General features: G+C 67.2%; 22 protein-coding genes and 1 tRNA gene. 9 read left to right on the top strand and 14 right to left on the bottom strand.

The window, feature by feature from the left end:
• Positions 1 to 11: 11 nt before the first annotated feature.
• Positions 12 to 740 carry a class E sortase gene (locus ABT115_RS03225; protein ID WP_351783452.1) on the top strand — a complete coding sequence of 243 codons (729 nt, stop codon included), beginning with the start codon at positions 12 to 14 and terminating at the stop codon, positions 738 to 740.
• Positions 741 to 995: 255 nt separating this feature from the next.
• On the opposite strand, the gene pknB is transcribed toward ABT115_RS03225, so the two are convergent.
• The 6 genes from pknB to ABT115_RS03255 all read right to left on the bottom strand — a co-directional run bounded on the left by pknB (position 996) and on the right by ABT115_RS03255 (position 9,085).
• Complete coding sequence (gene pknB / locus ABT115_RS03230) at positions 996 to 2,990, bottom strand: Stk1 family PASTA domain-containing Ser/Thr kinase (RefSeq protein ID WP_351783454.1); 1,995 nt, start codon at positions 2,988 to 2,990, stop codon at positions 996 to 998.
• Between the two features lie 167 nt (positions 2,991 to 3,157).
• Entirely contained in the window at positions 3,158 to 4,615 is a 1,458-nt protein-coding gene (locus ABT115_RS03235; RefSeq protein ID WP_351783456.1) for a penicillin-binding transpeptidase domain-containing protein, read from the bottom strand.
• On the bottom strand, positions 4,612 to 6,012 hold the full coding sequence (locus tag ABT115_RS03240; RefSeq protein WP_351783458.1) for an FtsW/RodA/SpoVE family cell cycle protein: 1,401 nt from the start codon (positions 6,010 to 6,012) through the stop codon (positions 4,612 to 4,614). Before ABT115_RS03240 ends, ABT115_RS03235 begins: the two co-directional genes overlap by 4 nt.
• Positions 6,013 to 6,033: 21 nt before the next feature.
• Positions 6,034 to 7,539, bottom strand: a complete 1,506-nt coding sequence (locus tag ABT115_RS03245) for a Stp1/IreP family PP2C-type Ser/Thr phosphatase (RefSeq protein WP_351783460.1) — start codon at positions 7,537 to 7,539, stop codon at positions 6,034 to 6,036.
• 129 nt (positions 7,540 to 7,668) lie between these two features.
• Entirely contained in the window at positions 7,669 to 8,184 is a 516-nt protein-coding gene (locus tag ABT115_RS03250) for an FHA domain-containing protein FhaB/FipA (protein ID WP_351783462.1), read from the bottom strand.
• Between the two features lie 10 nt (positions 8,185 to 8,194).
• A complete protein-coding gene (locus ABT115_RS03255; protein ID WP_351783464.1) occupies positions 8,195 to 9,085 on the bottom strand; it encodes an FHA domain-containing protein in 891 nt (296 codons plus the stop codon).
• Between the two features lie 315 nt (positions 9,086 to 9,400).
• Between ABT115_RS03255 and ABT115_RS03260 the strand changes: the two genes are divergently transcribed.
• The 4 genes from ABT115_RS03260 (at position 9,401) to ABT115_RS03275 (ending at position 12,814) form a co-directional block, all read left to right on the top strand.
• A tRNA-Leu gene (locus ABT115_RS03260) sits at positions 9,401 to 9,483 on the top strand.
• A gap of 497 nt (positions 9,484 to 9,980) precedes the next feature.
• Positions 9,981 to 11,432 (top strand): DUF2252 domain-containing protein, encoded by a 1,452-nt coding sequence (locus ABT115_RS03265; RefSeq protein ID WP_351783466.1) that lies wholly within the window; start codon positions 9,981 to 9,983, stop codon positions 11,430 to 11,432.
• Positions 11,433 to 11,490: 58 nt separating this feature from the next.
• Entirely contained in the window at positions 11,491 to 12,423 is a 933-nt protein-coding gene (locus ABT115_RS03270; RefSeq protein ID WP_351783468.1) for a J domain-containing protein, read from the top strand.
• A 46-nt stretch (positions 12,424 to 12,469) separates the two neighbouring features.
• Positions 12,470 to 12,814 carry a rhodanese-like domain-containing protein gene (locus ABT115_RS03275; RefSeq protein ID WP_351783470.1) on the top strand — a complete coding sequence of 115 codons (345 nt, stop codon included), beginning with the start codon at positions 12,470 to 12,472 and terminating at the stop codon, positions 12,812 to 12,814.
• Positions 12,815 to 12,914: 100 nt separating this feature from the next.
• On the opposite strand, the gene ABT115_RS03280 is transcribed toward ABT115_RS03275, so the two are convergent.
• From ABT115_RS03280 to paaA, 6 genes are all read right to left on the bottom strand, one after another.
• Positions 12,915 to 14,090, bottom strand: coding sequence for an acyl-CoA dehydrogenase family protein (locus ABT115_RS03280; RefSeq protein ID WP_351783472.1), 1,176 nt, complete (start codon positions 14,088 to 14,090; stop codon positions 12,915 to 12,917).
• Positions 14,091 to 14,262: 172 nt separating this feature from the next.
• Positions 14,263 to 15,321 (bottom strand): 2Fe-2S iron-sulfur cluster-binding protein, encoded by a 1,059-nt coding sequence (locus ABT115_RS03285; protein ID WP_351783474.1) that lies wholly within the window; start codon positions 15,319 to 15,321, stop codon positions 14,263 to 14,265.
• Positions 15,322 to 15,828 (bottom strand): 1,2-phenylacetyl-CoA epoxidase subunit PaaD, encoded by a 507-nt coding sequence (gene paaD, locus ABT115_RS03290; RefSeq protein WP_351783476.1) that lies wholly within the window; start codon positions 15,826 to 15,828, stop codon positions 15,322 to 15,324. It lies immediately after the preceding gene.
• The gene (paaC, locus tag ABT115_RS03295) at positions 15,822 to 16,523 is read right to left on the bottom strand and encodes a 1,2-phenylacetyl-CoA epoxidase subunit PaaC (RefSeq protein ID WP_351783478.1); all 702 of its coding nucleotides are present in this window, start codon (positions 16,521 to 16,523) and stop codon (positions 15,822 to 15,824) included. The genes paaD and paaC overlap by 7 nt, the downstream gene beginning before the upstream one ends.
• Positions 16,520 to 16,810 carry a 1,2-phenylacetyl-CoA epoxidase subunit PaaB gene (gene paaB, locus ABT115_RS03300; RefSeq protein WP_266416914.1) on the bottom strand — a complete coding sequence of 97 codons (291 nt, stop codon included), beginning with the start codon at positions 16,808 to 16,810 and terminating at the stop codon, positions 16,520 to 16,522. The genes paaC and paaB overlap by 4 nt, the downstream gene beginning before the upstream one ends.
• A complete protein-coding gene (gene paaA / locus ABT115_RS03305; protein WP_351783481.1) occupies positions 16,807 to 17,811 on the bottom strand; it encodes a 1,2-phenylacetyl-CoA epoxidase subunit PaaA in 1,005 nt (334 codons plus the stop codon). Before paaA ends, paaB begins: the two co-directional genes overlap by 4 nt.
• 119 nt (positions 17,812 to 17,930) lie before the next feature.
• Here paaA and ABT115_RS03310 point away from each other — a divergent pair, with 119 nt between their 5' ends.
• From ABT115_RS03310 to ABT115_RS03320, 3 genes are all read left to right on the top strand, one after another.
• The gene (locus tag ABT115_RS03310; RefSeq protein WP_351783483.1) at positions 17,931 to 18,698 is read left to right on the top strand and encodes a DUF5819 family protein; all 768 of its coding nucleotides are present in this window, start codon (positions 17,931 to 17,933) and stop codon (positions 18,696 to 18,698) included.
• Positions 18,695 to 19,957 (top strand): HTTM domain-containing protein, encoded by a 1,263-nt coding sequence (locus ABT115_RS03315; protein WP_502969016.1) that lies wholly within the window; start codon positions 18,695 to 18,697, stop codon positions 19,955 to 19,957. The genes ABT115_RS03310 and ABT115_RS03315 overlap by 4 nt, the downstream gene beginning before the upstream one ends.
• Positions 19,958 to 20,073: 116 nt before the next feature.
• Positions 20,074 to 20,715: a TrmH family RNA methyltransferase gene (locus ABT115_RS03320; RefSeq protein ID WP_351783615.1), complete on the top strand. Its 642-nt coding sequence runs from the start codon at positions 20,074 to 20,076 to the stop codon at positions 20,713 to 20,715.
• A 232-nt stretch (positions 20,716 to 20,947) separates the two neighbouring features.
• Here ABT115_RS03320 and paaN read toward each other — a convergent pair whose 3' ends face one another.
• Positions 20,948 to 22,648 (bottom strand): phenylacetic acid degradation protein PaaN, encoded by a 1,701-nt coding sequence (gene paaN / locus ABT115_RS03325; RefSeq protein ID WP_351783487.1) that lies wholly within the window; start codon positions 22,646 to 22,648, stop codon positions 20,948 to 20,950.
• Positions 22,649 to 22,771: 123 nt separating this feature from the next.
• Here paaN and ABT115_RS03330 point away from each other — a divergent pair, with 123 nt between their 5' ends.
• A complete protein-coding gene (locus tag ABT115_RS03330; RefSeq protein WP_351783489.1) occupies positions 22,772 to 23,365 on the top strand; it encodes a TetR/AcrR family transcriptional regulator in 594 nt (197 codons plus the stop codon).
• A 191-nt stretch (positions 23,366 to 23,556) separates the two neighbouring features.
• Here ABT115_RS03330 and ABT115_RS03335 read toward each other — a convergent pair whose 3' ends face one another.
• A complete protein-coding gene (locus ABT115_RS03335) occupies positions 23,557 to 24,063 on the bottom strand; it encodes an Lrp/AsnC family transcriptional regulator (protein WP_502969021.1) in 507 nt (168 codons plus the stop codon).
• Positions 24,064 to 24,072 lie beyond the last annotated feature (9 nt).

The following is a 24,072-nucleotide window of genomic DNA, read 5'->3' on the forward strand; positions in this document are numbered from 1 at the left end:
GGAGGGGTGCGGTGACAGCGAGGGCCGAGTACGAAGAGCGAATCGGTGAGTTTGCGCCCCCGCCGCGGCGCAGCGGCCGCCATCCCGTCGCGACCGCGGTCAGTGTTTTCGGCGAACTGCTGATCACCGCAGGCGTGGTGCTGGGTCTCTTCGTCGTCTACTCCCTCTGGTGGACAAATGTGCTCGCCGATCGCGAAGCCACCGAACAGGGCCACACTGTCCGCCACCGCTGGGCGAGCGGACCGGGCGCGCTGGACACCAAGGACGGCATCGGCTTCTTGCACGTTCCGGCGATGAAGAACGGCGAGGTGCTGGTCAAGAAAGGCACCGACACCGAGAACCTCAACGACGGCATCGCGGGCTATTACACGGACCCGGTGAAGTCGGCTCTCCCCTCGGACCAGAAGGGCAACTTCACCCTGGCGGCACACCGAGACGGGCACGGTGCCAAGTTCCACAACATCGACAAGGTGAAGACGGGGGACGCGGTCGTCTTCGAGACCAGGGACACCTGGTACGTCTACAAGGTCTTCAAGGAGCTTCCCCAGACGTCGAAGTACAACGTCGATGTGCTGCAGGCGGTACCGAAGGGATCGGGAGCGAAGGAGCCCGGCCGCTACATCACGTTGACGACCTGCACACCGGTCTACACGTCGAAGTACCGCTACATCGTGTGGGGCGAGCTGGTGCGTACGGAGAAAGTGGACAAGGACCGTACGAAGCCGGCAGAGCTGCGTTAGCGTGGCAGGCTGTCACGCCGAACTCCGCGGCAAACCGTGCTGGTCGCGGCACTGGGGCCTGTCTGGGGTTGTGATCTGGGTCAGGGAGTGGGGCCTGGACCCCACGCCACCGCACCGGTCCAACGAATCAGTGCGTATGAAGACACGATCAGTTTAGGGCTGAATGTGCCGTATACCGGGTGGTGCGGCGGACACAGCAAAGGGCCTCGGTCACCGTTGTGGTGACCGAGGCCCGATGGGTGGTGCGGTTCGGGGTCAGTCCCGTGAGCCGGACGGGCCGCCGAAGAATTTGTCGTTTCCGTTTCCGTTTCCGTTGCCACCCACCGTCGTGAGTGTGATGGGAGTGTTCGCCGGGTCCACCTGGGTACCCGGCTGAGGGTCGATGCCGGCGACGATGGCGTTGTCGTCCTGGGAGCTGCCGTTCGCGAACTGGATATTCGTGAAGCCGGCCTGGGCGAGCATCTGCTTGGCCTCGGAAACCTTTTTGGCCCTGACTTCGGGAACCGCGACCTGCGGCTGCTGCTGCGGGCCCTTCGAGACCGTCAGCACGATCTGGGTCGTCGGCGGCTGCATCGAGTTGCCGGGCGGAGTCTGGCTGATCACCTGGTTCGCGGGCTTGTCCGAATCGACGTCGGTCCTGGAGATGTTGGTGAAGCCTAGGCCGTTGAGCTGAGCCACCGCAGCGTCGTAGTCCCGGTCGACCACGGGCGGCACCTTCTGGGTGGCCTGCTTGGCGACCGTGATCGTGACCTCGGAGTTCTTCTCGGCCTTCGTGTTGCCCTCAGGGTCCTGTTTGATGACCCTACCCGCGGTCTTTTCGGACTCGACCGCGGTGACGTTCACCGTGAAGCCCTTGTCCTCGAGCTCTTTTCGGGCAGTCTCCTCGGTCTTCTCCACGACGTCCGGGACCTCGACCTTCGGCGCACCGGTGGAGACGACGACCGTGACGGTCTCTCTCTCCGCCATCTTGCCGTCGGCGGTCGGGTTCTGGCTGCAGATCTTGCCCTTGGGCTGGTCCTCGCAGGGTTCGCGCGAGCCGACCTTGAGAATGACGCCGGAGTTTTCCGCGAGTTTCTGTGCTTCGCTAACGGTCGAGCCGACCATGCTCGGCACATCGACCGTGTCGCTGCTGCTGTTGGTTTCGCTGAACACCGACCGGCCGATCAGAATCGCGCCGATGAGCACCAGGATGCCCGCGACGATCAGCAGGATCGTCGAGATGTTGTTCTTCTTCTGGCGGCGGCGGTCCGGGCGGTCGTCGTAGCCGTAGCCGCCGTCGTCCGGGTTGACCGGCGGCAGCATGGACGTGGGCGCGCCGTTCTGGTCCGTGGCGCGCAGCATGGTGGTGGCCTGGTCGTTGCCGTAACCGTCGTAACCGGGCACACCCATTGCCGCGGTGGCGGCGACCGGCTGGCCATCGAGGCAGGCCTCGATGTCAGCGCGCATCTCGTCGGCCGACTGGTAGCGGTAGTCGGGGTCCTTGACCAGGGCCTTCAACACGATCGCGTCCATCTCGGGCGTGATCTCGGGGTCGAAGTCGCTGGGCTTCTGCGGCTCTTCCCGTACGTGCTGGTAGGCGACCGCGACGGGTGAGTCCCCGATGAACGGCGGTCGGACCGTCAGCAGCTCGTAGAGCAGGCAGCCGGTCGAGTACAGGTCGGAGCGCGCGTCGACCTGCTCGCCCTTGGCCTGCTCCGGGGAGAGGTACTGGGCGGTGCCGATGACGGCCGCGGTCTGGGTCATCGTCATACCGGAGTCACCCATGGCGCGGGCGATGCCGAAGTCCATGACCTTGACCTGGCCGGTGCGCGTCAGCATGACGTTCGCCGGCTTGATGTCGCGGTGGACGATGCCTGCGCGGTGCGAGTACTCCAGCGCTTGGAGGATGCCGACGGTCATCTCCAGGGTGCGCTCGGGCAGCAGTTTGCGGCCGGAGTGCAGAAGTTCCCTGAGCGTTGACCCGTCGACGTACTCCATCACGATGTACGGGATGGAGACCCCGTCGACGTAATCCTCACCGGTGTCATAGACAGCGACGATCGCCGGGTGGTTGAGCGAGGCGGCGGACTGGGCCTCACGGCGGAACCGGGCCTGGAAGGACGGGTCGCGGGCCAGATCGGCCCGCAACGTCTTCACAGCTACGGTGCGGCCGAGCCGGGTGTCGTGTGCGAGGTAGACCTCGGCCATGCCACCACGGCCGAGCACCGAGCCCAGCTCGTACCGGCCGCCGAGGCGACGCGGCTCTTCCATAACTGTTCCAGCCCTCTCCGTCAGTCCCGACCGCACCGGTGTGCGGTCCGGCGGTGTGCTGCTGGCGCATACGCTACCGGCCGCGCATTACCTGATCGGCCCGGAGTCCGGACCTGATATCTGACCGGTATCCCAATGTGCAGGTATGGCGCCCGATGTGATGTGTGTCACTTCTCACTGTCGATGACCGCCTTCATTACAGACTTTGCGATAGGCGCGGCCAGACCGCCGCCGGAGATGTCGTCACGGTTGGCCTGGCCGTCCTCGACGACAACGGCGACGGCGACCGGGGAGCCGCTGTCCGTCTTCGCATAGGAGATGAACCAGGCGTACGGCTTCTCGCTGTTGTTGAGACCGTGCTGGGCCGTACCCGTCTTGCCGCCGACGGTGGCGTTGGGGATCTTGGCCTTCTGCCCGGTGCCGGTCTCGACGACGGTCTCCATCATCTGCTGGAGTTTCTGCGCGTTCTCAGCCGAGAGGGGCTGGCTGAACTGCTCCTTTTTGTGGGTGTAGATGACGTCGAGGTTGGGCGCCTGGCGTTCGGCGACCATGTACGGCTGCATCAGCTTGCCGTCGTTGGCGACCGCGGCGGCGACCATGGCCATCTGGAGCGGGGTGGCGCGGTTGGACGCCTGACCGATGCCGGCCATGGCGTTCTGCGGCCGGTTGTCCTTGGGGTAGACGCTGGCGTCGGCGCGTACCGGGGTGAAGATTTCCTTGTTGAAGCCAAACTTGTTGGCCTGCTCGATCATCTTCTCGTTGCCGAGGTCGTCGCTGATCTTGCCGAAGACGGTGTTGCAGGACCACCGCAGCGCTTCCCGGAGCGAAGCGTTCTCGCACGGGATGTTGCCCTCGTTCTCCAGGTTGCCGGTGGTCAGCGGGAGCCGGTAGGGCAGCGGTGACTTGGTGGGCTCGTCGATGCTGGTGTACAGCCCGTTCTCCAGCGCGGCCGCGGCGGTGACGACCTTGAAGGTTGATCCTGGGGGGTAGGTCTCGCGCAATGCCCGGTTGAGCATCGGCTTGTCCTTGTCCTCCAGAAGCTGTTGCCGGGCGTCGGCGTCCTTGAGGGAATTGCCCGCGAATACCGAAGGGTCGTAGGAGGGAGTGCTGACCAGAGACAGGATGGCGCCGGTCTGCGGGTCGATCGCGGCCACGGCACCCTTCTTGTCGCCGAGTCCGTCGAAGGCGGCCTTCTGGGCGGCGCTGTTGAGGGTGGTGACGACGTTGCCGCCGGTCTTCTTCTCACCGGTGAAGAGTGACAGCGTGCGGTCGAAGAACAGCTGGTCGCTGTTGCCGGTGAGGATTCCGTCCTCGAGCTTCTCCAACTGCGATGCATCGAACGCCTGCGAGGAGTAGCCGGTTACGGGCGCCCACATGGGGCCGTCCTTCCAGACCCTCTTGTACTTGAAGTCGCTGTCCGTGGTCTCGACCGACCCGGTGACCGGGTTGCCGTCGACGATGATGTCGCCGCGCTCATGTGCGTACCGCTCAATCTGTACGCGACGGTTGTGTTCATTCGCGTTCAGTTCGTCGGCTCGCACGTACTGCAGCCAGTTGACGCGGATCAGGAGCGCGAAGACGAGCAGCCCGCAGAAGACCGCGATGCTGCGAACGGGTTTGTTCACGGTCGGACCACCTGGGTCATCTCGGCGTCGGGTGACGGTGCCGGGGCCGGCGCGGGGCGTCGCGCGGTGTCACTGATGCGGAGCAGGATGCCGATCAGGGCCCAGTTGGCGATCACTGACGACCCGCCCGCCGCGAGGAACGGCATGGTCATGCCTGTGAGCGGGATGAGTCCCATGACGCCGCCGGCAACGACGAAGACCTGAATGGCGAAGGAGCTGGAGAGGCCGATTGCGAGGAGCTTGCCGAAGGGGTCGCGGGCGGCGAGGGCGGTACGGACGCCGCGCTCGATGATCAGACCGTAGATGAGGAGAATCGCCATCATTCCGGCGAGGCCGAGCTCCTCGCCGACGGTGGCGAGGATGAAGTCGGAGTTCGCAGCGAAGCCGATCAGGTCGGAGTTGCCCTGGCCGAGTCCGGTGCCAAACATGCCGCCGGAGCCGAAGGCCATCAGGGACTTGGCCATCTGCTCGCTCGCGGCCTCCTTGCCCCAGCCTGCGAAGGGGTCGAGCCAGGCGGTGACACGCTGCTGGACGTGCGGTTCGAACGAGGCGACACCGATGGCGCCGACTGCGGACATCAGCAGACCGAAGACGATCCAGCTGGTGCGTTCGGTGGCCACGTAGAGCATCACGACGAACATGCCGAAGAACAGCAGGGAGGAGCCCAGGTCGGTTTCGAAGACCAGGATCAGGATGGAGAAGGCCCAGACCATGAGGATCGGTCCGAGGTCACGGCCACGCGGCAGGTACAGCCCCATGAATCGGCGGCTGGCCAGAGCGAGTGCGTCGCGCTTGACCATCAGATAGCCCGCGAAGAATACGGCGATGATGATCTTCGCGAACTCGCCGGGCTGGATGGTGCCGATACCCGGGATGGTGATCCAGATCTTGGCGCCGTTCACGGCGGGGAAGAACATCGGCAGGATCAGCAGGATCAGCGCGACGACCATGGAGATGTAGGTGTAGCGCTGCAGGATGCGGTGATCCTTGAGGGCCACCAGTACGACGACGAGTAGCCCGACGCCGACCGCTGAGAACATCAGTTGCTTGGATGCGGCAGGCGCGAAGGTCTCCAGCGACTGGAACCTCTCGGACTGGTCCAGACGCCAGATGATGGCCAGGCCCAGGCCGTTGAGCAGGGTGGCGAGCGGCAGCAGCAGCGGGTCCGCATACGGCGCGAATCTGCGGACCGCGAGATGTGCAACGGCTGCGAGCAGCGCGAGCCCCAGTCCGTATCCGAGCATGCCGGACGGCAGTTCGCCATGGAGGGCGAGGCCCACATTGGCGTACGCGAATACGGAGATGGCGACGGCGAAGACCATCATCATCAGTTCGGTGTTGCGCCGGCTCGGTGCTTCGATCGCGCCGATCGTGGTCGTGTTGGTGACAACGCTCATGGTGCTGAAGGCCCCCTACGGCTACTGCTTACCGCACTGCGGGACCAGCTTTTTCTCTTCCTCCGAGAGGCTGGGACCAGGAGTGGGGGTCGATGTGGTCGGCTTGGTCTTGGTGGTGTTGGACGTGGCGGAATTCCCGGTGGTCTCCGCACCCGTACCGCCGGCTTGGCCCTCGTCGGAGCGGGCTTGCTCGGCCGCGCGTCGCTGGGCGTCCTTCTTGCAGGCGGAGGCCTGGAGCGCGAGTTCGTCGATCTTCTCGCGTGCGGAGGTGAGGTTGCCCTCCGCGATGGTCGCCTCGACCTGCTTGCGCTGGTAGGGCGGGAGGTACTTGAGTTCGATCTCGGGGTGGTCCTTCTCGACCTTCGAGAGCGAGACCCAGGCGAGGTCCTGGCTGAGGCCGCGGTACAGCGCGACATGTTCGTTATTCGCACCGACGTAGAACTGGTTCTGGGTCCAGCGGTAGCCGCCGTACACGGCGCCGCCGATGACGGCGAGCGTCAGGACGATGAAGAAGGATCTTTTGAGCCACTTGCGGCCGCCGCCGGGCTTGATGAAGTCCTCGTCGGTGTACGCGTCGAAGGAGCCGTCCGGCATTCCGTCGTAGCCGACGCCGTCGCCGCTTCCGGGTGGGCCGAAGCCACCTGCGGGCGGCGGAACGGGGCGGCCGAGGCCGGCCGCTCGTCCGGCAGGGGTCTGCATGGCGGCTGTGGTTTCGGCGGCGGTCAGCTGGGCGGCCTGGTTCTCTGCGACCGCACCGACGATGACCGGGGTGTCGTTGAGCTGTCCGGCCAGGGTGTCATTGCTGTCGACGTCGAGGACGTCGGCGACGATGCAGGTGATGTTGTCCGGACCACCGCCGCGCAGGGCGAGCTGGATCAGCTCCTGGATGGTCTCCTGGGGGCGCTGGTAGCTGGCGAGGGCCTCTTCCATCGTCTGGTGGGAGACGACGCCGGAGAGCCCGTCGGAGCAGATCAGATAGCGGTCGCCGACTCGGACCTCACGAATGGAGAGATCAGGTTCGACGTGGTCGCCACTGCCCAGCGCACGCATCAGAAGGGCGCGCTGCGGGTGGGTGGTGGCCTCTTCCTCGGTGATCCGGCCCTCGTCGACCAGCCGCTGTACCCAGGTGTGGTCCTGGGTGATCTGGGTGAGTGCGCCGTCGCGCAGCAGATACGCGCGGGAGTCCCCGACATGGACGAGACCGAGGCGCTGGCCGGTCCAGAGCAGGGCGGTGAGCGTGGTGCCCATGCCCTCCAGCTGGGGGTCCTCCTCGACCATCATGCGCAGCTGGTCGTTGGCCCGCTGGACCGCCGTACCGAGCGAAGTGAGGATGTCCGAACCCGGGACGTCGTCGTCGAGCTGGACGAGTGTGGAGATCACCTCGGAGCTGGCGACCTCGCCGGCTGCCTGGCCGCCCATGCCGTCGGCGATGGCGAGAAGGCGCGGACCGGCGTAGCCGGAGTCCTCGTTGCCTTCCCGGATCATGCCCTTGTGCGATCCGGCGGCGAAGCGCAAGGAAAGACTCATGCGCACCTCGCCTGTCGGCTCGGGGTACAGCCGGTCTCGAGCCACACTGCCCACCCTCCGGTCGGGAGCCGGTCCGGGTCCGTTGCCCGGACCGCCGCGGCTCGCTCGCTCCGCTCGCTCATTGTCGTACTACTTCCGCAGCTCGATGACGGTCTTGCCGATCCGGATCGGCGCGCCCAGCGGAACAGGTGTCGGGGTGGTGAGTCGGGTCCGGTCGAGATACGTGCCGTTGGTGGACCCGAGATCCTCGACGATCCACTGACCGTCACGGTCGGGGTAGATCCTGGCATGCCTGCTGGACGCGTAGTCGTCGTCCAGGACGATCGTTGAGTCGTGGGCCCGGCCCAGCGTGATGGTCTGTCCCTGGAGCGCCACCGTGGTGCCGGTGAGGGTGCCCTCGGAGACGACCAGCTTTGTGGGTGCCCCCCGGCGCTGGCGGCCGGACTGCTGGCGTTGCTGCGGCGGTGCCGCGGCACTCTGGCGTGCCTGTGGCGGCCGTGCGTCGGTCGCAGTGCGGCGTGAGCCGCGCTGCGTGACGCGCGTTCCGAACAGGTCGCTGCGGATGACCTGGACGGCCACGATCACGAACAGCCACAGAACAGCCAGGAAACCTAGCTGCATGACCGTCAGGGTCAGCTCTGACATTGCCCCCGCTTCACCCCTCGGCTTGCCGGTAAACGATGGTGGTGCTGCCCACGACGATCCGCGAGCCGTCGCGGAGCGTAGCGCGGGTTGTGTGTTGCCCGTCTACCACGATGCCGTTGGTGGACCCGAGATCCTGGATCGTCGAGGGCGTTCCGGTCCGGATCTCACAGTGCCGACGCGATACGCCGGGGTCGTCGATCCGCACGTCGGCGTCGGTACTGCGTCCCAGCACCAGCGTCGGGCGGGAGATCTGATGGCGGGTGCCGTTGATCTCGATCCAGCGCCGCACCTGCGCGTTCGGCAGGGGGCCGGGTCCGGTCGGTGGGTTTCGGTCGGTACTGGGCGCTCCGGGCCTGCCCGCGCCTGGCGGCGGGGCCGAAGGCATGGGCGGGGCGGAGCTGGGCGGGTAGCCGTAGCCGCCGGTGGGCTGCGGTGGCCGCCCCGGGCCCGGGTAGGGGGGCTGGCCGTGCTGTCCAGGGTGGCTCTGCGGTTCTTGCCGGCCCTGGGGGGCCTGCTGCTGTGACGAACTCGACGCCAGGGTGCGGCTGCGCACCCGGTAGAGCCCGGTGTCGAGGTCGTCGGCTTTCTCCAGATGGACCTTGATAGGCCCCATGAAGGTGTACCGCTGCTGCTTGGCGTAGTCGCGGACCAGGCCGGAGAGCTCGTCGCCCAACTGGCCGGAGTACGGGCTGAGTCGCTCGTAGTCCGGGGTGCTGAGTTCGACGATGAAGTCGTTGGGGACGACGGTCCGCTCACGGTTCCAGATCGTTGCGTTGTTGTCGCACTCGCGCTGGAGGGCTCCCGCGATCTCGACCGGCTGGACCTCGGATTTGAAGACCTTGGCGAAGGTGCCATTGACCAGACCTTCGAGACGCTGCTCGAAACGCTTCATGACTCCCATGGGGCACCTCCTCCGTTGTAGTCGTCCCTGTACTGCTTACTGATCGTATCCACGCATGGGGAAAACGGCTGGTTCCCCTTGTCTGCCCTGTGGATGAGTGTCACCTCTCACAGGGATCGTAGAGGCGGCCTCCTGACAGTGTCCCGCACCTGGGGTGCACTGAGGAGGAGTGGGGGCGGCCATCTGACGTTCCCGGTTCCCGCCAGGCGTTCGGTGAAACAACGGATGTGAATCCACCCTGTCCAGCGTGCTAATCTTCCGGATGTCGCCAGGCGCTCACACCAAGCGGTGAGAGAGTCTGGAAACACCACTCTTGCGCGAGTGGCGGAACGGCAGACGCGCTGGCTTCAGGTGCCAGTGTCCTTAGGGACGTGGGGGTTCAAATCCCCCCTCGCGCACAAGAGAGAAGCCCCACAGGCCAACGGCCTGTGGGGCTTCTCCGTTCCCGGGTTTGGTTTCACGTGAAACACCGGATTTTTGGTCTCTCAGGGTGGTGTGAGGCCTATGGGGCTTAAGGGGTTTATGGGGGCCTTGAGGTGTCGGTGAGCGGAATGAGCTCGCCGGGGTGCTGCTCACGCCAGGCCTGACAGAGGCGGCGCTGACATTGACGTATCTGACCTCCGGCGGCCTCTGCTGGGATGTACCGGATGCCGGGGCGGGCGGGAGTCCGTGGATGCGTCCTGGCCGTCGCGCTGGTCGTGGCGGGCCGGAGGATGTTCTGCCGGGTCGGGCCTTCGGTGTGCTGACAGGGGCAGGGCGTTGTCCACAAGTCGTGAGGATTTCCACAGGGGCAGACGGCTTTCGGCGGACGACGGTACCTTCGTCGCAATTGATCTGCGACAGGGCATGGGGTCAGGAACGCAGGGCGAGAGTGAGGGGAGAGAGACTGCGCGCCATGGGTGAAATCGAAGCGACAATGCCGGTTCAGCGGGCTGTGACAGGTGATCCGCGCATTCCGGTCGTACCCGGATTCGCGCGCCGGGCGACTGTGGCGGGCAAGAGTGAGCTGCAGTCGCCCAGGAAGGCGGGCAAGGCGCTGCGGGAGAGGGTGCCCAGGGCCTCTCACTCCGCCCTTGACCTTCCGGCCGGGCGGCCCGATGCCGTGCTGGCGGTCGAGGAGTCGAGCCGGGGCAGGGTGCCCGGTCTCGCCCCGATCCGGGTGGGGCGGATGGCAGCCACACCGTTCGCGTTTCTGCGTGGCTCGGCCGGGCTGATGGCCCATGACCTGGTGGGCACACCGGTCAGCGGGGTGGGCGCCCAGCTCTGTGGCGATGCGCACGCGGCCAATTTCGGGCTGTACGGCGATGCGCGTGGCAGCTTGGTCATCGATCTGAACGATTTCGACGAGACCGTGTTCGGCCCCTGGGAATGGGACCTCAAGCGCCTCGCCACCTCGCTCGTGCTCGCCGGGCGCGAGGCTGGGGCGGACGAGGACTCCTGCCGCCAGGGCGCATACGACACAGTGGGCGCATACCGGCGGACGATGCGGCTGCTGGCCAAACTGCCCGCGCTCGATGCCTGGAACGCCATCGCGGACGAGGAGTTGGTCTCGCACACGGATGCGCGGGATCTGCTCGGCACCCTGGAGCGGGTCTCGGAGAAGGCCCGTAACAACACCAGCGCCCGCTTCGCGGCCAAATCCACCAAGGATTCCGGGGACGGCGGACGCCGCTTCGTGGACGCGCCACCGGTGCTGCGGCGGGTGCCGGACGAGGAGGCCGCCGCTGTGGCGGCGGGACTCGGTGACTATCTGGGCACGATCTCGGAGGACCGGGTACCGCTCCTCGCCAGATACGCGATCCAGGACGTGGCGTTCCGGGTGGTCGGCACGGGGAGCGTCGGCACCCGGTCGTATGTGGTGCTCCTGCTCGATCACCTCGGCGAGCCCTTGGTGCTGCAGGTGAAGGAGGCGCGGCCCTCAGTGCTGGCGCCCTACCTCCCGGCTGTCGGGTTCGATGTGCCGGAGGTTTCGCACGAGGGGCGCCGGGTGGTGCTCGGGCAGAAGCGGATGCAGGTCGTCAGCGACATCCTGCTGGGTTGGGCCACCGTCGACGGGCGCCCGTTCCAGGTGCGGCAGTTCAGAAACCGCAAGGGCAGTGTGGATCCGGCGGCCCTGGCAGCTGACGAGGTCGACGACTACAGCCGGATGACCGGTGCGCTGCTGGCTCGGGCCCATGCGCACAGTGCCGATCCGCGGCTGATCGCGGGCTACTGCGGCAAGAACGAAGAGCTGGACGAGGCGGTGGCGGCGTTCGCGGTGACGTACGCGGACCGTACTGAGGCAGACCACGCGGAGCTGGTGCGGGCCGTCGGTTCGGGGCGGATAGCCGCCGAACCGGGCGTGTGAGGGGCATTGAGGCGACCGCGTGTCCGCAGGGCGTGGGCGGTGGCCATACGCTGGACGAGTGACCCACGAAGCCGCCGGGGTGCCTACCACCCGGAACGACGATGACCGGCAGGAAAACGACCGGCAGCACGAGCAGGATGCGCAGCACGGAGGGGCGGCCGGTGCCGATGCTGGCGCCGGTTCGGAGACCGACGCCGCCGAAGGGGCTGCTGAGGGGGCTCGGCCCGAGGCTCGGCTTGCGAGGGCTGTGCGGGTGGCGGAGCAGGCGCTGATCGAGTTCGAGATCGCGGTGGAGACCTTCCGGGTCGAGGTCGAGAACTTCTCCCGGTTGCACCACCAGAAGCTCGGGCCGATGTACGCCCGCCTGGATGAGCTCGATGCGCAGATCGCGGAAGCCCGGGCCGTCAGGACCGGTGACCCCGAAGACCTCCGCAAGGCGCAGGAGGCCCGGGCGATCGTGATGCCGATGCCTGGCGTCGACGAGCTGTTCCATGACTGGATCGACTCCGACGGGCTGTCTCCCGAGGCGGCGGCGATGCTGACCGAGCAGCCGGTCCAGCCGCCCAAGCGGGTCCGGCCGACCGAGGAGGCGCGCAAGCTCTACCGCGAGCTGGCGCGCAAGGCCCACCCGGATCTGGCGCAGGACGAGACAGAGCGGGCACGGCGGGAAGAGTTCATCACCCGCGTCAACGCTGCTTATGGGCGCGGGGACGAGGCGCTGCTCATGGAGCTGGCGCAGGAGTGGGCGGCGGGGCCGGTGGTGCCGGAGACGGAGCTCAGCGAGAGTGAGGAGCTCTATGCCCGGCTGAACTGGCTGACCCAGCGCAAGGAACTTCTGACGGTGCTCGCCCAGGAACTCGAGGAGAGCGCGATCGGGGCCATGCTGCGGATGGCGCCCGACGATCCGGACGGGCTGCTCGACGAGATCGCCGATCAGCTGCTGGGCGAGGTCGCTCAGCGTGAGGCGGAGCTGGCAGGTCTGGTGCAGTAGCGTTCCTGGTGACTCTGGAGCGTACATACGAGAGAAGGCATGACCCATGAATTTCGCCCCGCTGCCCTCGGTGGACGTCGCGGCGGTTCCGTCGGACGGCTTTGTGCTGGACGTCCGGGAGGACGACGAATGGGCGGCCGGGCATGTCGCAGGCGCCCTGCACATTCCGATGAGTGACTTGAGGGGCCGTTTCGGTGAGCTGGCCGAAGCCGCCGAGGACGGTCGGCGCGTGCATGTGATGTGCCGGGTCGGTGGCCGGTCCGCCCAGGTCACCCAGTACCTGGTGCAGCAGGGCATCGACGCCGTGAACCTGGACGGCGGGATGCTCGCCTGGGACGGTGCCGGACGTCCGATGGTCACCGACAACGGCAACCCGCCTTTCGTGCTCTGAGGCTGAGAGGCTGTCGGTGGCCGCTGGGCCCGGAGGCTGCTCGGCTGCTGGGATGCTGGGGCTGCCGCTCGGCCCGTGTTGGTCGAGGGGCTGGCCGGTGTCAGCTGAGGAGATGCGTGGCCAATAGGTCGCCCAATGCCTGCTCGTGTGCTGCTGCCGGGCCGAGGGAGAGCTCGATCTGCTTCGCCCAGGCATGGAAGCGGTGCAGCGGGTAGTCGGTGTCCGCGCCGAAGCCGCCGTGCAGATGCTGTGCCGTCTGCACGACCCGGCGGACACCATCCGACGCCCAGATCTTCGCCACGGCAGTGTCGCCCTCGGCGGGCAGTGCGCCGCCGGCCCCGGTGGAGATCCGCCAGGCCGCCTGCCAGAGCGTCACCTCCATGGCGCGCAGGTCGATGTAACGGTCCGCGGTCTGTACGGCGACGGACTGGAAGGTCGCGACGGGAAAGCCGAATTGCTCGCGCTTGCCGGTGTATTCGCTCGTCATGGTGAGCACGGCCTCGCCCAGGCCCAGGGCGAGCGCGCACGTTCCGGTGGTAAGCAGGGCGCGCAGCCACTCCCAGGCCCCGGCGGTGTCGATCAGAGCATTGCTGTCGATCCGTACCGAATCCAGCCGGAGCTCGGCGAACAGCTCACCGCTGGTGGAGACCTGCTCGGCCAGAGTGACGCCGTCGTGGGTGGGCCGGATCAGGGCCACAACGGCCTGGCCCTTGCCCGTGTGGGCGGGAACCGCGATCCAGTCCGCGGCCTGCGCCCACGGCACTCCTGACTGCACCCCGTCGAGCACCCAGCCCGCAGCGTCACCGTCGGCTTCGCCAGGCCGGTTGCTCTTCGCGTGGGCTTCCCGGCGGGCAGTGACGGCCAGCTCGGCCGGATCGTGACCGGTGCTGCCGTTGGCCCCGACGGTGAGGACCAGCTCGCCCCGGCCGACCCGCGGCAGCAACTCGGCGGCCAGCCTCGCGTCGCCGTAGCGCTGGAGTGCCATTGCGACCGCGTACGTCTCCAGCAGCGGCACCCGCGCAAGTACCTTTGCGGACTCGCGCAGCACCAGACAGAGCGCGACGAGATCCAGGCCGGCCCCGCCGTGCTCCGGCGACAGCGTCAGACTCAGTAGGTCGCCTGAGGCGAGCCTGGCCCACAGGGGCCGGTCGATGTCCTCGGCCACCGCTCCCGGCACGAGAGCGGGGCTGGGCACCCCGTCGGGCACAACGCCCGAGAAGACCGCTCTCGCTGCCTCAGTGGCTGCCTGCTGTTCCTCGGTGAAGGTGAAGTCCACTGCCCTGGCCTCCTGCCAACCACTGGCTTCCGTACCCCGACCTGATGGTTCGTCAAGATAGAACAGGTTCTATGAGAAGGGAACAGAAGGAAGGAACAGAGAGAGGGCGTAGCAGGAGGCGTGGGAGGCGAGGTGGAGGAATGGGAGGTGGGGTGGGCGAGAAGGGGTGCGGTCAGCGGTCGAAGTCGAGTTCCACCTCGGGAGTGATGGGATGCGACTGGCACGCCAGCACATAGCCGGCGCCCGTTTCCTCGGGCTCCAGCGCGAAGTTGCGGTCCATCCGTACCTCGCCGGAGACCAGGAATGCCCGGCAGGTCCCGCACACACCGCCCTTGCAGGCGTACGGCGCGTCGGAGCGGCTGCGCAGCACGGTCTCCAGCAGCGATTCGCCCTCCTGCACCGGCCATGTCCCGGAGCGGCCGTCCAGGGTCGCGGTGAGGCTGCTGTGAGCAGGCGTTTCGGCCCGGGTGCGGGCAGGTGCGTTCGGGGCGTCGTCCACATGGAAGATCTCCTGGTGGATACGGGCCCGGTCGACGCCGAGGCCACGCAGTGCGCGCTCGGCGGTCTGTACCAGTCCGAACGGCCCGCACAGATACCAGCCGTCTACCTCTGGTACCGGTAGTAGCGCGGGCAGCAGCTCGGTGAGCCGGTTCCCGTCCAGCCGACCGGACGGGAGACCTGCCTGCTGCTCTTCCCGGGAGAGCGCTGTGACCAGCTGGAACCGGTCCGGATAGCGGTCCTTGAGGTCGGCGACCTCGTCCAGGAACATTGTCGACACTGCCGTCCGGTCGCTGCGGATCAGACAGAAACTGGCGCCGGGCTCCCGCGCAAGCAGTGTCGCCGCGATCGACAGCACTGGGGTGATCCCGCTGCCCCCGACGATCGCCGCGAAATGTCCGGCGCGGGGCGTGAGCACGAAGCGGCCCATCGGAGGCATTGCCTCGATCAGGTCGCCGACGGCGAGTTCCTTCAGCGCGTACGTGGAGAACGCGCCGCCGTCGACGAGGCGAATGCCCACCCGTAGCACCGGATCCGACTGTTCCTCGACGGCCGGGGAACAGATCGAGTACGAGCGGCGGATCTCCTCGCCATTGACGGTGTAGCGCACATTGAGGTGCTGGCCGGGCTTGTGGCGGAAGGTCTCGTGCAGCTCGGGCGGCACGGCGAGGGCGACGGCCACCGAATCGTCCGTGAGCCGTTCGATCGCGCGGACCCGGAGCGGATGGAACATCTACAACTCCTTGAAGTGGTCGAACGGTTCACGACACGTCACACAGCGGCGCAGTGCCTTGCATGCAGTGGAGGAGAACCGGCTCAGCAGCTCCGTATCGGTCGAGCCGCAGTGCGGGCAGCGGACCGAGAGCGTGAGCGGCACCGGGCCGCCTGCGGAGGCCGTGGCGTCGTGCGGACGCGGGGGCGCGATGCCGAACTCGGCCAGCTTGCGCCGTCCTTCCGCGCTGATGTGGTCCGTGGACCAGGCAGGCGAGAGCACGGTGACCACGGAGACCTCCGGTATGCCGTGGTCGTGCAGCACCCGCTCGATGTCGGCAGACATGGCCTCGATCGCCGGGCAGCCGGTGTAGGTCGGGGTGAGACGCACGGTGACCTTGCCTGGCGCCACCACGTCCACGCCACGGAGCACCCCCAGCTCGTCCAGGGTCAGCACGGGCAGTTCGGGATCAGGTACGGAGCCTGCCAATCGGTGCAGTTCCTCCTCCAGGAGCGTTTCGGTCACCATGACGCCCCCGGGTGGCTGCGATGCAGGTGCTGCATCTCGGCGATCATCCAGCCGAATGGTTCGGTGTGGATGCCCTGGCGTCCCGCCCCCGCCCTCCACGCTCCGGACTGCGGGCCGGCCGGCACAGTCAGCGTGGCTTGCCGCAGCACTGCGGTGACGGACTCCAGCCAGTCGCTGTGCAGCGACTGCCAGTCGATCTCCATGCCCTCGACGGGCTGGAACAGCTCGCCGGTGAACCGCCACAGGGCGTCGGCCCCGCGCTGCATCCGCTCATGGCTCTCGGCCGTGCCGTCGCCGAGCCGTAGCGTCCAGTGCTCCGCGTGGTCCTGGTGGTAGGCGACCTCTTTGACCGCCTTCGCCGCCAGCCCGGCGAATGGACTCTCACCGGCCTCCAGCTGCTCGTAGAGCAGTCGCTGGTAGGTGGAGAAGTAGAGCTGGCGGGCGATGGTGTGGGCAAAGTCGCCGTTCGGCTGCTCGACCAGTTGGACGTTGCGGAAGGCGCGCTCCTCGCGCAGATACGCCAGCTCGTCCTCGTCCCCGACGAGGGAGAGCAGCACCCGGGCCTGCCCCAACAGGTCCAGGGCGATGTTGGCCAGGGCCACTTCCTCTTCCAGCACGGGGGCATGGCCCGCCCACTCCCCCAGCCGATGCGAGAGCACCAGCGCGTCGTCGCCCAGGGCGAGGGCTGCGGTCACAGGTGCTTCACCCCTTCCGGGATCTCGTAGAACGTCGGGTGTCGGTACGGCTTGTCACCGGCCGGCTCGAAGAAGGAGTCCTTCTCGTCCGGCGAGGAGGCCGTGACCTGTGTGGACGGGACTACCCAGATGGAGACGCCCTCGGAACGGCGCGTGTACAGATCGCGCGCGTTGCGCAGGGCCATTTCCGCGTCCGGGGCATGCAGGCTGCCCGCGTGGGTGTGGGACAGCCCGCGGCGTGAACGCACGAACACCTCCCACAGCGGCCATTCGGTCGAACTGCTCACGCTGTCGCCTCCCCGTTCCGTACTGCTGCGTGCTTCTCGGCGTACGCAACCGCCGCGTCCCGGACCCAGAAGCCCTCCTCGTGCGCCCGGCGGCGCTGGGTGAGGCGTTGCTCGTTGCATGGGCCGTTGCCTTTGAGGACCTCCTGGAACTCCTGCCAGTCGATCGCCCCGAAGTCGTGCTGACCACGCTCCTCGTTCCACCGGAGATCCGGGTCCGGGAGGGTCAGCCCCAGCATCTCGGCCTGTGGGACACAGATATCCACGAAGCGCTGCCGCAGCTCGTCGTTGGAGTGCCGCTTGATCTTCCAGGCCATCGACTGCGCCGAGTGGGCCGATGCGTCGTCCGGCGGACCGAACATCATCAGGGACGGCCACCACCAGCGGTTCACCGCGTCCTGTGCCATCTCGCGCTGCGCCGGGGTGCCGCGGCTGAGGGTGAGCAGCAGCTCGTAACCCTGACGCTGGTGGAAGGACTCCTCCTTGCAGATACGGACCATCGCCCGGGCGTACGGGCCGTAGGAGCAGCGGCAGAGCGGTACCTGGTTGGTGATCGCGGCGCCGTCCACGAGCCAGCCGATCGCGCCGACGTCCGCCCAGGTCAGCGTCGGGTAATTGAAGATCGATGAATACCTCTGGCGGCCTGCGTGGAGCTTGTCGAGCAGCTCCTCGCGGCCGGTGCCGAGGGTCTCTGCGGCGCTGTACAGATAGAGGCCGTGTCCCGCCTCGTCCTGCACCTTGGCCATCAGGATCGCTTTGCGGCGAAGCGAGGGGGCTCGCGAGATCCAGTTGGCCTCCGGCTGCATTCCGATGATTTCGGAGTGGGCATGCTGGGCCATTTGCCTGACCAGTGAGGCACGGTACGCATCCGGCATCCAGTCACGCGGCTCGATGCGCTCGTCCGCCGCCACCGCGGCATCGAAAGCTGCCTCCAGGGCCTCGTCCGCCCCTTCGGGCCTGCCTGCTCCTGCCTGCGCTGTCTGGTCCGCAGTCACTGCCGTCATCCCGGACTCCCTACCGACCGACCGATCGTTCGGTTCAATGTGTTCAATGGTGGGTCGGTGGCCCGTAGGGTGTCAACCCTGTGGATAACTCACCGGGGATCGACGGGGATCGGGGCGGGATGGATTCGTACGACGACAGGGGTGTCTGGAGCGGGAGCGGGAAGGGGGGTGTCGGGCCAGGGCCGGGACAGTGCGAGGACGCGGCGTCCGACGCCGGTCGGGGGCCGGGTCCAGGCACCCGTGTCGGCATGGCTGCCCTGTCAATTCCGTATCAGATCGTTGCAGCGATCGCACTGTCGGTCATCGGGCTGGTGGTCTGCATTCAGCTGGCCATGGTGTTTTTGCACGTCGCACCCTCCAACACACTGACCAAGCAGCACGGCGAAGCGGTCGACGACTGGATCTATCCCGAGTTCGAGCAGAACTGGAAGCTCTTCGCCCCGAACCCGCTTCAGCAGAACGTGGCCGTCCATGTACGAGCCGAGATAGTCGGAGCCGACGGCCGCCGCACCACCCCCTGGATGAGCCTTTCCGGTGAGGACGGCAAGGCGATACGCGGCAATCCGCTTCCCAGCCACGTCCATCAGAACGAACTCCGTCGCAGCTGGGACTTCTATCTCAGTTCCCATGACAACGAGAACCGGGCGAATGGCCTGCGCGGTGAGCTCTCCGAGCGCTACATCCGCCGCATTGCGATGCTGCGTCTCAGCGAACACGACTACGGCGGCACCATCGAGCGCATCCAGATCCGTTCCGAGGTGCGGTCCATCGCGGCGCCCGAATGGAGCGAGGAGAAGATCAGCACGAAGCCGTCCTACCGGGTGCTGCCGTGGTGGACCGTAACTTCCGCCGACCTCCCCGAGAACGCCAAGGGGGCGGACAAGTGAGTACGTTCACCTTCGACCGCAAGCTCGCCCGCGGCATCCAGCGCATTACATCCTCGGCACTGGGCCCGTACCAGAGCGCTGTCATCCGCATCGGTTTCTCCGCCACCTATCTGCTGTTCCTGCTGCGCGAACTGCCGCACCGCCACGAGATGTACGGACCCGACGCGCCATGGAGCTGGGACATGGCGCAGCAGCTCATATCGGGCAATCAAGCCTTCACCGCGCTCATGTGGTCGGACAGCACGGCCTGGTTCGAGATCGTGTACGCGGTTGCTCTGCTCTCTGCCGCGCTGCTGATGGTCGGCTGGCACACCCGCGCCATGTCGGTCCTCTTCATGGCCGGTGTGCTCTCCCTGCAGAACCGCAGCATTTTCATGGGCGACGGCGGCGACAATGTCATCCATCTGATGGCGATCTATCTCGTGCTTACGCGCTGCGGGCAGGTCTGGTCGTTGGATGCGCGGCGTGCGGCCCGTGTGGGGCGTCCGGCAGAGGCGGACGCGGATGCGGAAGACGATGGTCCGCGGCGTTCGGTGCGGGGGAATGCGGCCGGTCCGGTTCTCTGGGTGGTGCTCGGCCTGGTTCTGATTGTGGCCACCGTGACAGACGGCCTTGGCGGCACCTGGTGGCTGCCGGTTCTCTTCTGGGTCCTCTGGGTCGGCCAGGGTGCCTGGTGGGCTGTGAATCGGTATGCGCCGGACAGCGAAGCGCGCACCCTGCTGGATGTTGTCGCCAATCTCGCCCACAATGCGACTCTTGTCGTGATCATGGCCGAGGTCTGTCTGATCTACGCGACGGCAGGGTGGTACAAGATCCAGGGTTCGCGGTGGCAGGACGGCACGGCGCTGTACTACCCACTCAAGCTCGACTACTTCACGCCCTGGCCCGGGCTGTCGGACATCCTCGCGTCCAGCGGTGTCATGGTGATGCTGCTGACGTACGGCACGGTCATCGTCCAGGTCGCCTTTCCCTTCGCCCTGTTCAACCGGCGGGTCAAGAACGTCCTGCTCGTCGTCATGATGTGTGAGCACGTCGGCATCGCCCTGCTGCTCGGGCTGCCGTTCTTCTCGATGGCGATGATCGCCGCCGACTCCGTCTTCCTGCCGACCGTCTTCCTGGTGTGGCTCGGCGGCCGGGTGACCCTGGGGCGGGAACTGCTGTTCGCGCGCAGGGGCAAGGTGCCGGGGCAGCGGCATGCCGTCGATGACGAGGAGGCCCCGCAGCACAGTGGCGCCGGGGGTCATACGCTCGTCGGGTGAGCAGTAAGAGCGGCAGCAGTGGCAGCACCGGTAATACCGGTGGGGACGCATTGACCGAAGAGCCCGTGGGACTCGGACTCGAACCGCCCGTCGCATCTGTACCGGCGGCGGAACCGATGCAGTACGACGACGGATACGGGACGGAGGTCGGCGTCGGGCCGCATCCGCTGCCCTGGCCCGTGGGTGAGCAGTACGACCCCGAGCTGCTCGCCCACGGCGACCGGCGCAACGTGGGCGACGCCTACCGGTACTGGACGCGGGAGGCAATCGTCGCCGATCTGGATCTGCGGCGGCACGACTTCCATGTGGCGGTCGAGAACTGGGGCCACGACTTCAATATTGGTTCCGTGGTGCGCACCGCGAACGCCTTCCTCGCCAAGGAGATCCACATCGTGGGGCGACGGCGCTGGAACCGACGTGGTGCGATGGTCACCGACCGGTACCAGCATGTGCGTCACCACCCCGACACGGAGTCGCTGACCGCGTGGGCGGCTGCGGAGGGGCTGCCGATCATCGGGATCGACAATCTGCCGGGGGCCGTGCCGCTGGAGCGGACCGAGTTGCCGCGGCGGTGTGTGCTGCTCTTCGGGCAGGAAGGGCCCGGGCTGACCGCGGAGGCCCGCAAGCGTGCGGCGATGGTGTGCTCCATTGCGCAATTCGGGTCTACGCGGTCGATCAATGCGGGGGCTGCGGCGGCGATTGCCATGCATGCGTGGGTGCAGCGGTATGCGGAGATTCCGGGGGCGGAGCGGGAGTAGGGGCCCGGGGGCGGGGCCGGGGTTCTAAGAGGTTAGGTGGGGCCGGCGGGTGCGGGTGGGGCGGCGGCTGTAGCGGGCCTGTTCCTCCACCGCCCCTTCCCGTAACCGGGGCTCCGCCCCCCCCGGACCCCCGCTCCTCAAACGCCGGAGGGGCTGAGGGAGCCGGGAGGGGTGAGCAGGGGCTGGGTGGGGAGGCGAGAGGCGGACGAGTCCAAAAGGGCAGGGGCGGGTATTACGCCTGGCGACGGACTTCCACCATGCGGAAGCGGCTTGCTACGAAGGCTCCGTCACAGAGGGCTGCGTTCGCTGCCGGGTTGCCGCCCGAGCCGTGGAAGTCGGAGAACGCCGCGGTCTGGTTGACGTATACCCCGCCGGTCAGGTTCAGCGAGAGCTGGGCCGACTCTTCCAGGCAGACATCCTCCACCGCGCGCTCCACTTCCGGTGAGGTGGTGTACGCGCCTACCGTCATCGAGCCCCTGTCGCGGATCGTGCGGCGGAGCAGTTCCACGGCGTGGTCTGTCGAGTCGACCGCTACGGCGAAGGAGACCGGTCCGAAGCACTCCGACAGGTAGTGCTCCTCGTCGTCGGGCTTGGCGCCGTCCAGCTTGACGACGACGGGGGTGCGGACCACGGCATCGGGGAATTCCGGGTTGGCCACCTCGCGGGAGGCCAGGGCGACTTCGCCCAGCTCCGCGGCCGCCTCCAGGCGGGCCTTCACATCGGGGTTGACCAGCGCGCCGAGCAGGGCGTTGGCCCGGGCGTCGTCGCCCAGCAGTCCATTGATCGCGGCGGCGATGTCGTCGACGACTTCGCTGTACGACTTGTCGCCGGCGTCGGTCGTGATGCCGTCCCGGGGGATCAGCAGGTTCTGCGGGGTGGTGCACATCTGGCCGCTGTACAGCGAGAGGGAGAACGCCAGGTTGGCGAGCATGCCCTGGTAGTTGTCGGTGGAGTCGAAGACGATCGTGTTGACTCCGGCCTTCTCCGTGTAGACCTGGGCCTGGCGGGCGTTGGTCTCCAGCCAGTCGCCGAAGGCGGTGGAGCCGGTGTAGTCGATGATCTTGATCTCGGGTCGTACCGCGAGGGTCTTTGCGATGCCTTCGCCCGGCCGTTCGGCCGCCAGGGCTACCAGGTTGGGATCGAAGCCCGCCTCGAAGAGCACCTCGCGGGCCAGCTGCACTGTGAGCGCGAGCGGAAGCACGGCGCGGGGGTGCGGCTTCACCAGGACTGGGTTGCCGGTGGCCAGGGAGGCGAAGAGGCCCGGATAGCCGTTCCACGTGGGAAACGTGTTGCAGCCGATCAGGAGCGAGATGCCGCGGGGCGCCGCGGTGAACGACTTCTGCAGTTGGAGCGGGTCGCGCTTGCCCTGTGGCTTGGACCAGTCGGCGCTCTGCGGGGTGCGGATCTGCTCCTCGTAGGCGTACGCCACCGCCTCCAGGCCGCGGTCCTGGGCGTGCGGGCCGCCTGCCTGGAACGCCATCATGAAGGCCTGGCCGCTGGTGTGCATCACGGCGTGGCCGAACTCATGGGTCCTCGCACTGATCCGCGCCAGGATCTCCAGACAGACCAGGGCCCTGGTCTCGGGGCCCGCCGCACGCCAGGCTGCCATTCCCATACGCATCGCCGGAAGCAGGACGTCGAGGTCGGTGTGCGGATATTCGACGCCGAGTTCGGGCCCGTACGGAGAGATCTCTCCGCCCGTCCAGCCGTCGGTGCCAGGCTGGCCGAGGTCGAGCCGGGTGTTCAGCACGGCGTCGAAGGCTGCCTTGCCCTCGGCGGCGCTCAGGCTGCCGGGGGCACCGCCTTCGCCGTATGCCTTCGGATGCTCGGGATGCGGGGACCAGTAGGCGCGCGTACGGATCGCGTCGAGGGCCTGGTCGAGCGTGGGGCGGTGCTTCTCGGACAGCAGGTGCGGGGAGAGCTCGGCGGCCATGACGGACCAACTCCTCATCGAGCTGGGCAGGGACGGGCGGACAGAGTTAGAGTAACCGAACGATCGGTCGGGACAAGGGGGCCCGCCAAACCTGTGGACAACTCATAGGGGAGGATCGCGGACATGACCACGGCCAAGCGGGACACGTACACCCCGGAGAGTCTGCTCACCGTCGCCGTCCGTGTCTTCAACGAGCGCGGCTACGACGGCACATCCATGGAGCATCTCTCCAAGGCGGCGGGCATCTCCAAGTCGTCCATCTACCATCATGTCGCGGGCAAGGAGGAACTGCTCCGCCGTGCGGTCAGCCGGGCGCTGGACGGGCTCTTCGGAATCCTCGACGAGCCGGGAGCCACGCAGGGGAGTGCGATCGAGCGGGTCGAGTACGTCACCCGTCGTACCGTCGATGTGCTGATAGCCGAACTGCCCTACGTCACGCTGCTGCTGCGCGTACGGGGCAATACGAAGACCGAGCGCTGGGCCATGGAGCGGCGGCGCGAGTTCGACCATCGGGTGACCGATCTGCTCGAGGCGGCGGTCGCGGACGGCGATCTCCGCTCCGACGTGGACATACGGCTGGTGACACGGCTGCTTTTCGGGATGGTCAACTCCCTGGTGGAGTGGTACCGGCCACAACCGGACGGCGGCGCCGACGGGGAGCGGCTGGCGGACACGCTCGTCCGGGTGGCCTTCGAGGGGATGCGGTCCAGCCGCTGAGCCGTTGACAGGGCCGGCACCAAGGCGTCGGAGTACAAGCTGGTCTACATCAAGGGTGCGGGCGAGCACGGGGTGGCGCTGCTCAACAGCGTGAAGAACTGGGCCACGGTCCGGGCGTTCATCGAGAAGTACGCTTCCTGAAGAAGTGTCGGTCTTGATTCGGACCACTGGTTCACGGTCACTGATTTCCGTCAGGTGAGCTCGGTGGGTCTGGCCGGTCCCGGGGCCAGGTCCGTCTCCTCGAACACCAGAAGTGTGCGGGTGGAGAGCACCTCCGGGATGGCCTGGATCCTGGTCAGGACCAGCTCGCGCAGCGACCGGTTGTCCGGGGTGTGCACCAGCAGCAGGACATCGAAGTCGCCGCTGACCAGTGCGATGTGCGTGGCCCCTGGCAGCGCCTGGAGCTGCTCACGCACGGTACGCCAGGAATTCTGGACGATCTTGAGAGTGATGTACGCGGAGGCGCCCTGCCCTGCCCGCTCATGGTTCACGCGCGCGCTGAAACCGCGGATCACGCCATCGTCGATGAGCCGGTTGATCCGGGCATACGCGTTGGCCCGGGACACATGGACGCGATCGGCCACCGATCGTATAGAGGCACGGCCGTCCGTCTGGAGCAGTCGCAGGATGTCGCGGTCGATGGCGTCGAGCGGGCGCGCGGGCGGAACCTGGCCCGGATCCTCGCCCCCGTCGGCCATTTGTTCAGC

The sequence above is a fragment of the Streptomyces sp. NPDC001832 genome, from assembly GCF_040297265.1.
Taxonomy (GTDB): domain Bacteria; phylum Actinomycetota; class Actinomycetes; order Streptomycetales; family Streptomycetaceae; genus Streptomyces.

Excerpts from the sequence above, each read along its gene's own strand:
- pknB (WP_351783454.1), bottom strand. The coding sequence starts at position 2,990 with ATGGAAGAGCCGCGTCGCCTCGGCGGCCGGTACGAGCTGGGCTCGGTG.
- ABT115_RS03240 (WP_351783458.1), bottom strand. The coding sequence starts at position 6,012 with ATGAGCGTTGTCACCAACACGACCACGATCGGCGCGATCGAAGCACCG.
- ABT115_RS03245 (WP_351783460.1), bottom strand. The coding sequence starts at position 7,539 with ATGAGTCTTTCCTTGCGCTTCGCCGCCGGATCGCACAAGGGCATGATC.
- ABT115_RS03250 (WP_351783462.1), bottom strand. The coding sequence starts at position 8,184 with ATGTCAGAGCTGACCCTGACGGTCATGCAGCTAGGTTTCCTGGCTGTT.
- ABT115_RS03255 (WP_351783464.1), bottom strand. The coding sequence starts at position 9,085 with ATGGGAGTCATGAAGCGTTTCGAGCAGCGTCTCGAAGGTCTGGTCAAT.
- ABT115_RS03265 (WP_351783466.1), top strand. The coding sequence starts at position 9,981 with ATGGGTGAAATCGAAGCGACAATGCCGGTTCAGCGGGCTGTGACAGGT.
- ABT115_RS03275 (WP_351783470.1), top strand. The coding sequence starts at position 12,470 with ATGAATTTCGCCCCGCTGCCCTCGGTGGACGTCGCGGCGGTTCCGTCG.
- ABT115_RS03285 (WP_351783474.1), bottom strand. The coding sequence starts at position 15,321 with ATGTTCCATCCGCTCCGGGTCCGCGCGATCGAACGGCTCACGGACGAT.
- paaD (WP_351783476.1), bottom strand. The coding sequence starts at position 15,828 with ATGGTGACCGAAACGCTCCTGGAGGAGGAACTGCACCGATTGGCAGGC.
- paaA (WP_351783481.1), bottom strand. The coding sequence starts at position 17,811 with ATGACGGCAGTGACTGCGGACCAGACAGCGCAGGCAGGAGCAGGCAGG.
- ABT115_RS03310 (WP_351783483.1), top strand. The coding sequence starts at position 17,931 with ATGGATTCGTACGACGACAGGGGTGTCTGGAGCGGGAGCGGGAAGGGG.
- ABT115_RS03320 (WP_351783615.1), top strand. The coding sequence starts at position 20,074 with ATGCAGTACGACGACGGATACGGGACGGAGGTCGGCGTCGGGCCGCAT.
- paaN (WP_351783487.1), bottom strand. The coding sequence starts at position 22,648 with ATGGCCGCCGAGCTCTCCCCGCACCTGCTGTCCGAGAAGCACCGCCCC.
- ABT115_RS03330 (WP_351783489.1), top strand. The coding sequence starts at position 22,772 with ATGACCACGGCCAAGCGGGACACGTACACCCCGGAGAGTCTGCTCACC.
- ABT115_RS03335 (WP_502969021.1), bottom strand. The coding sequence starts at position 24,063 with ATGGCCGACGGGGGCGAGGATCCGGGCCAGGTTCCGCCCGCGCGCCCG.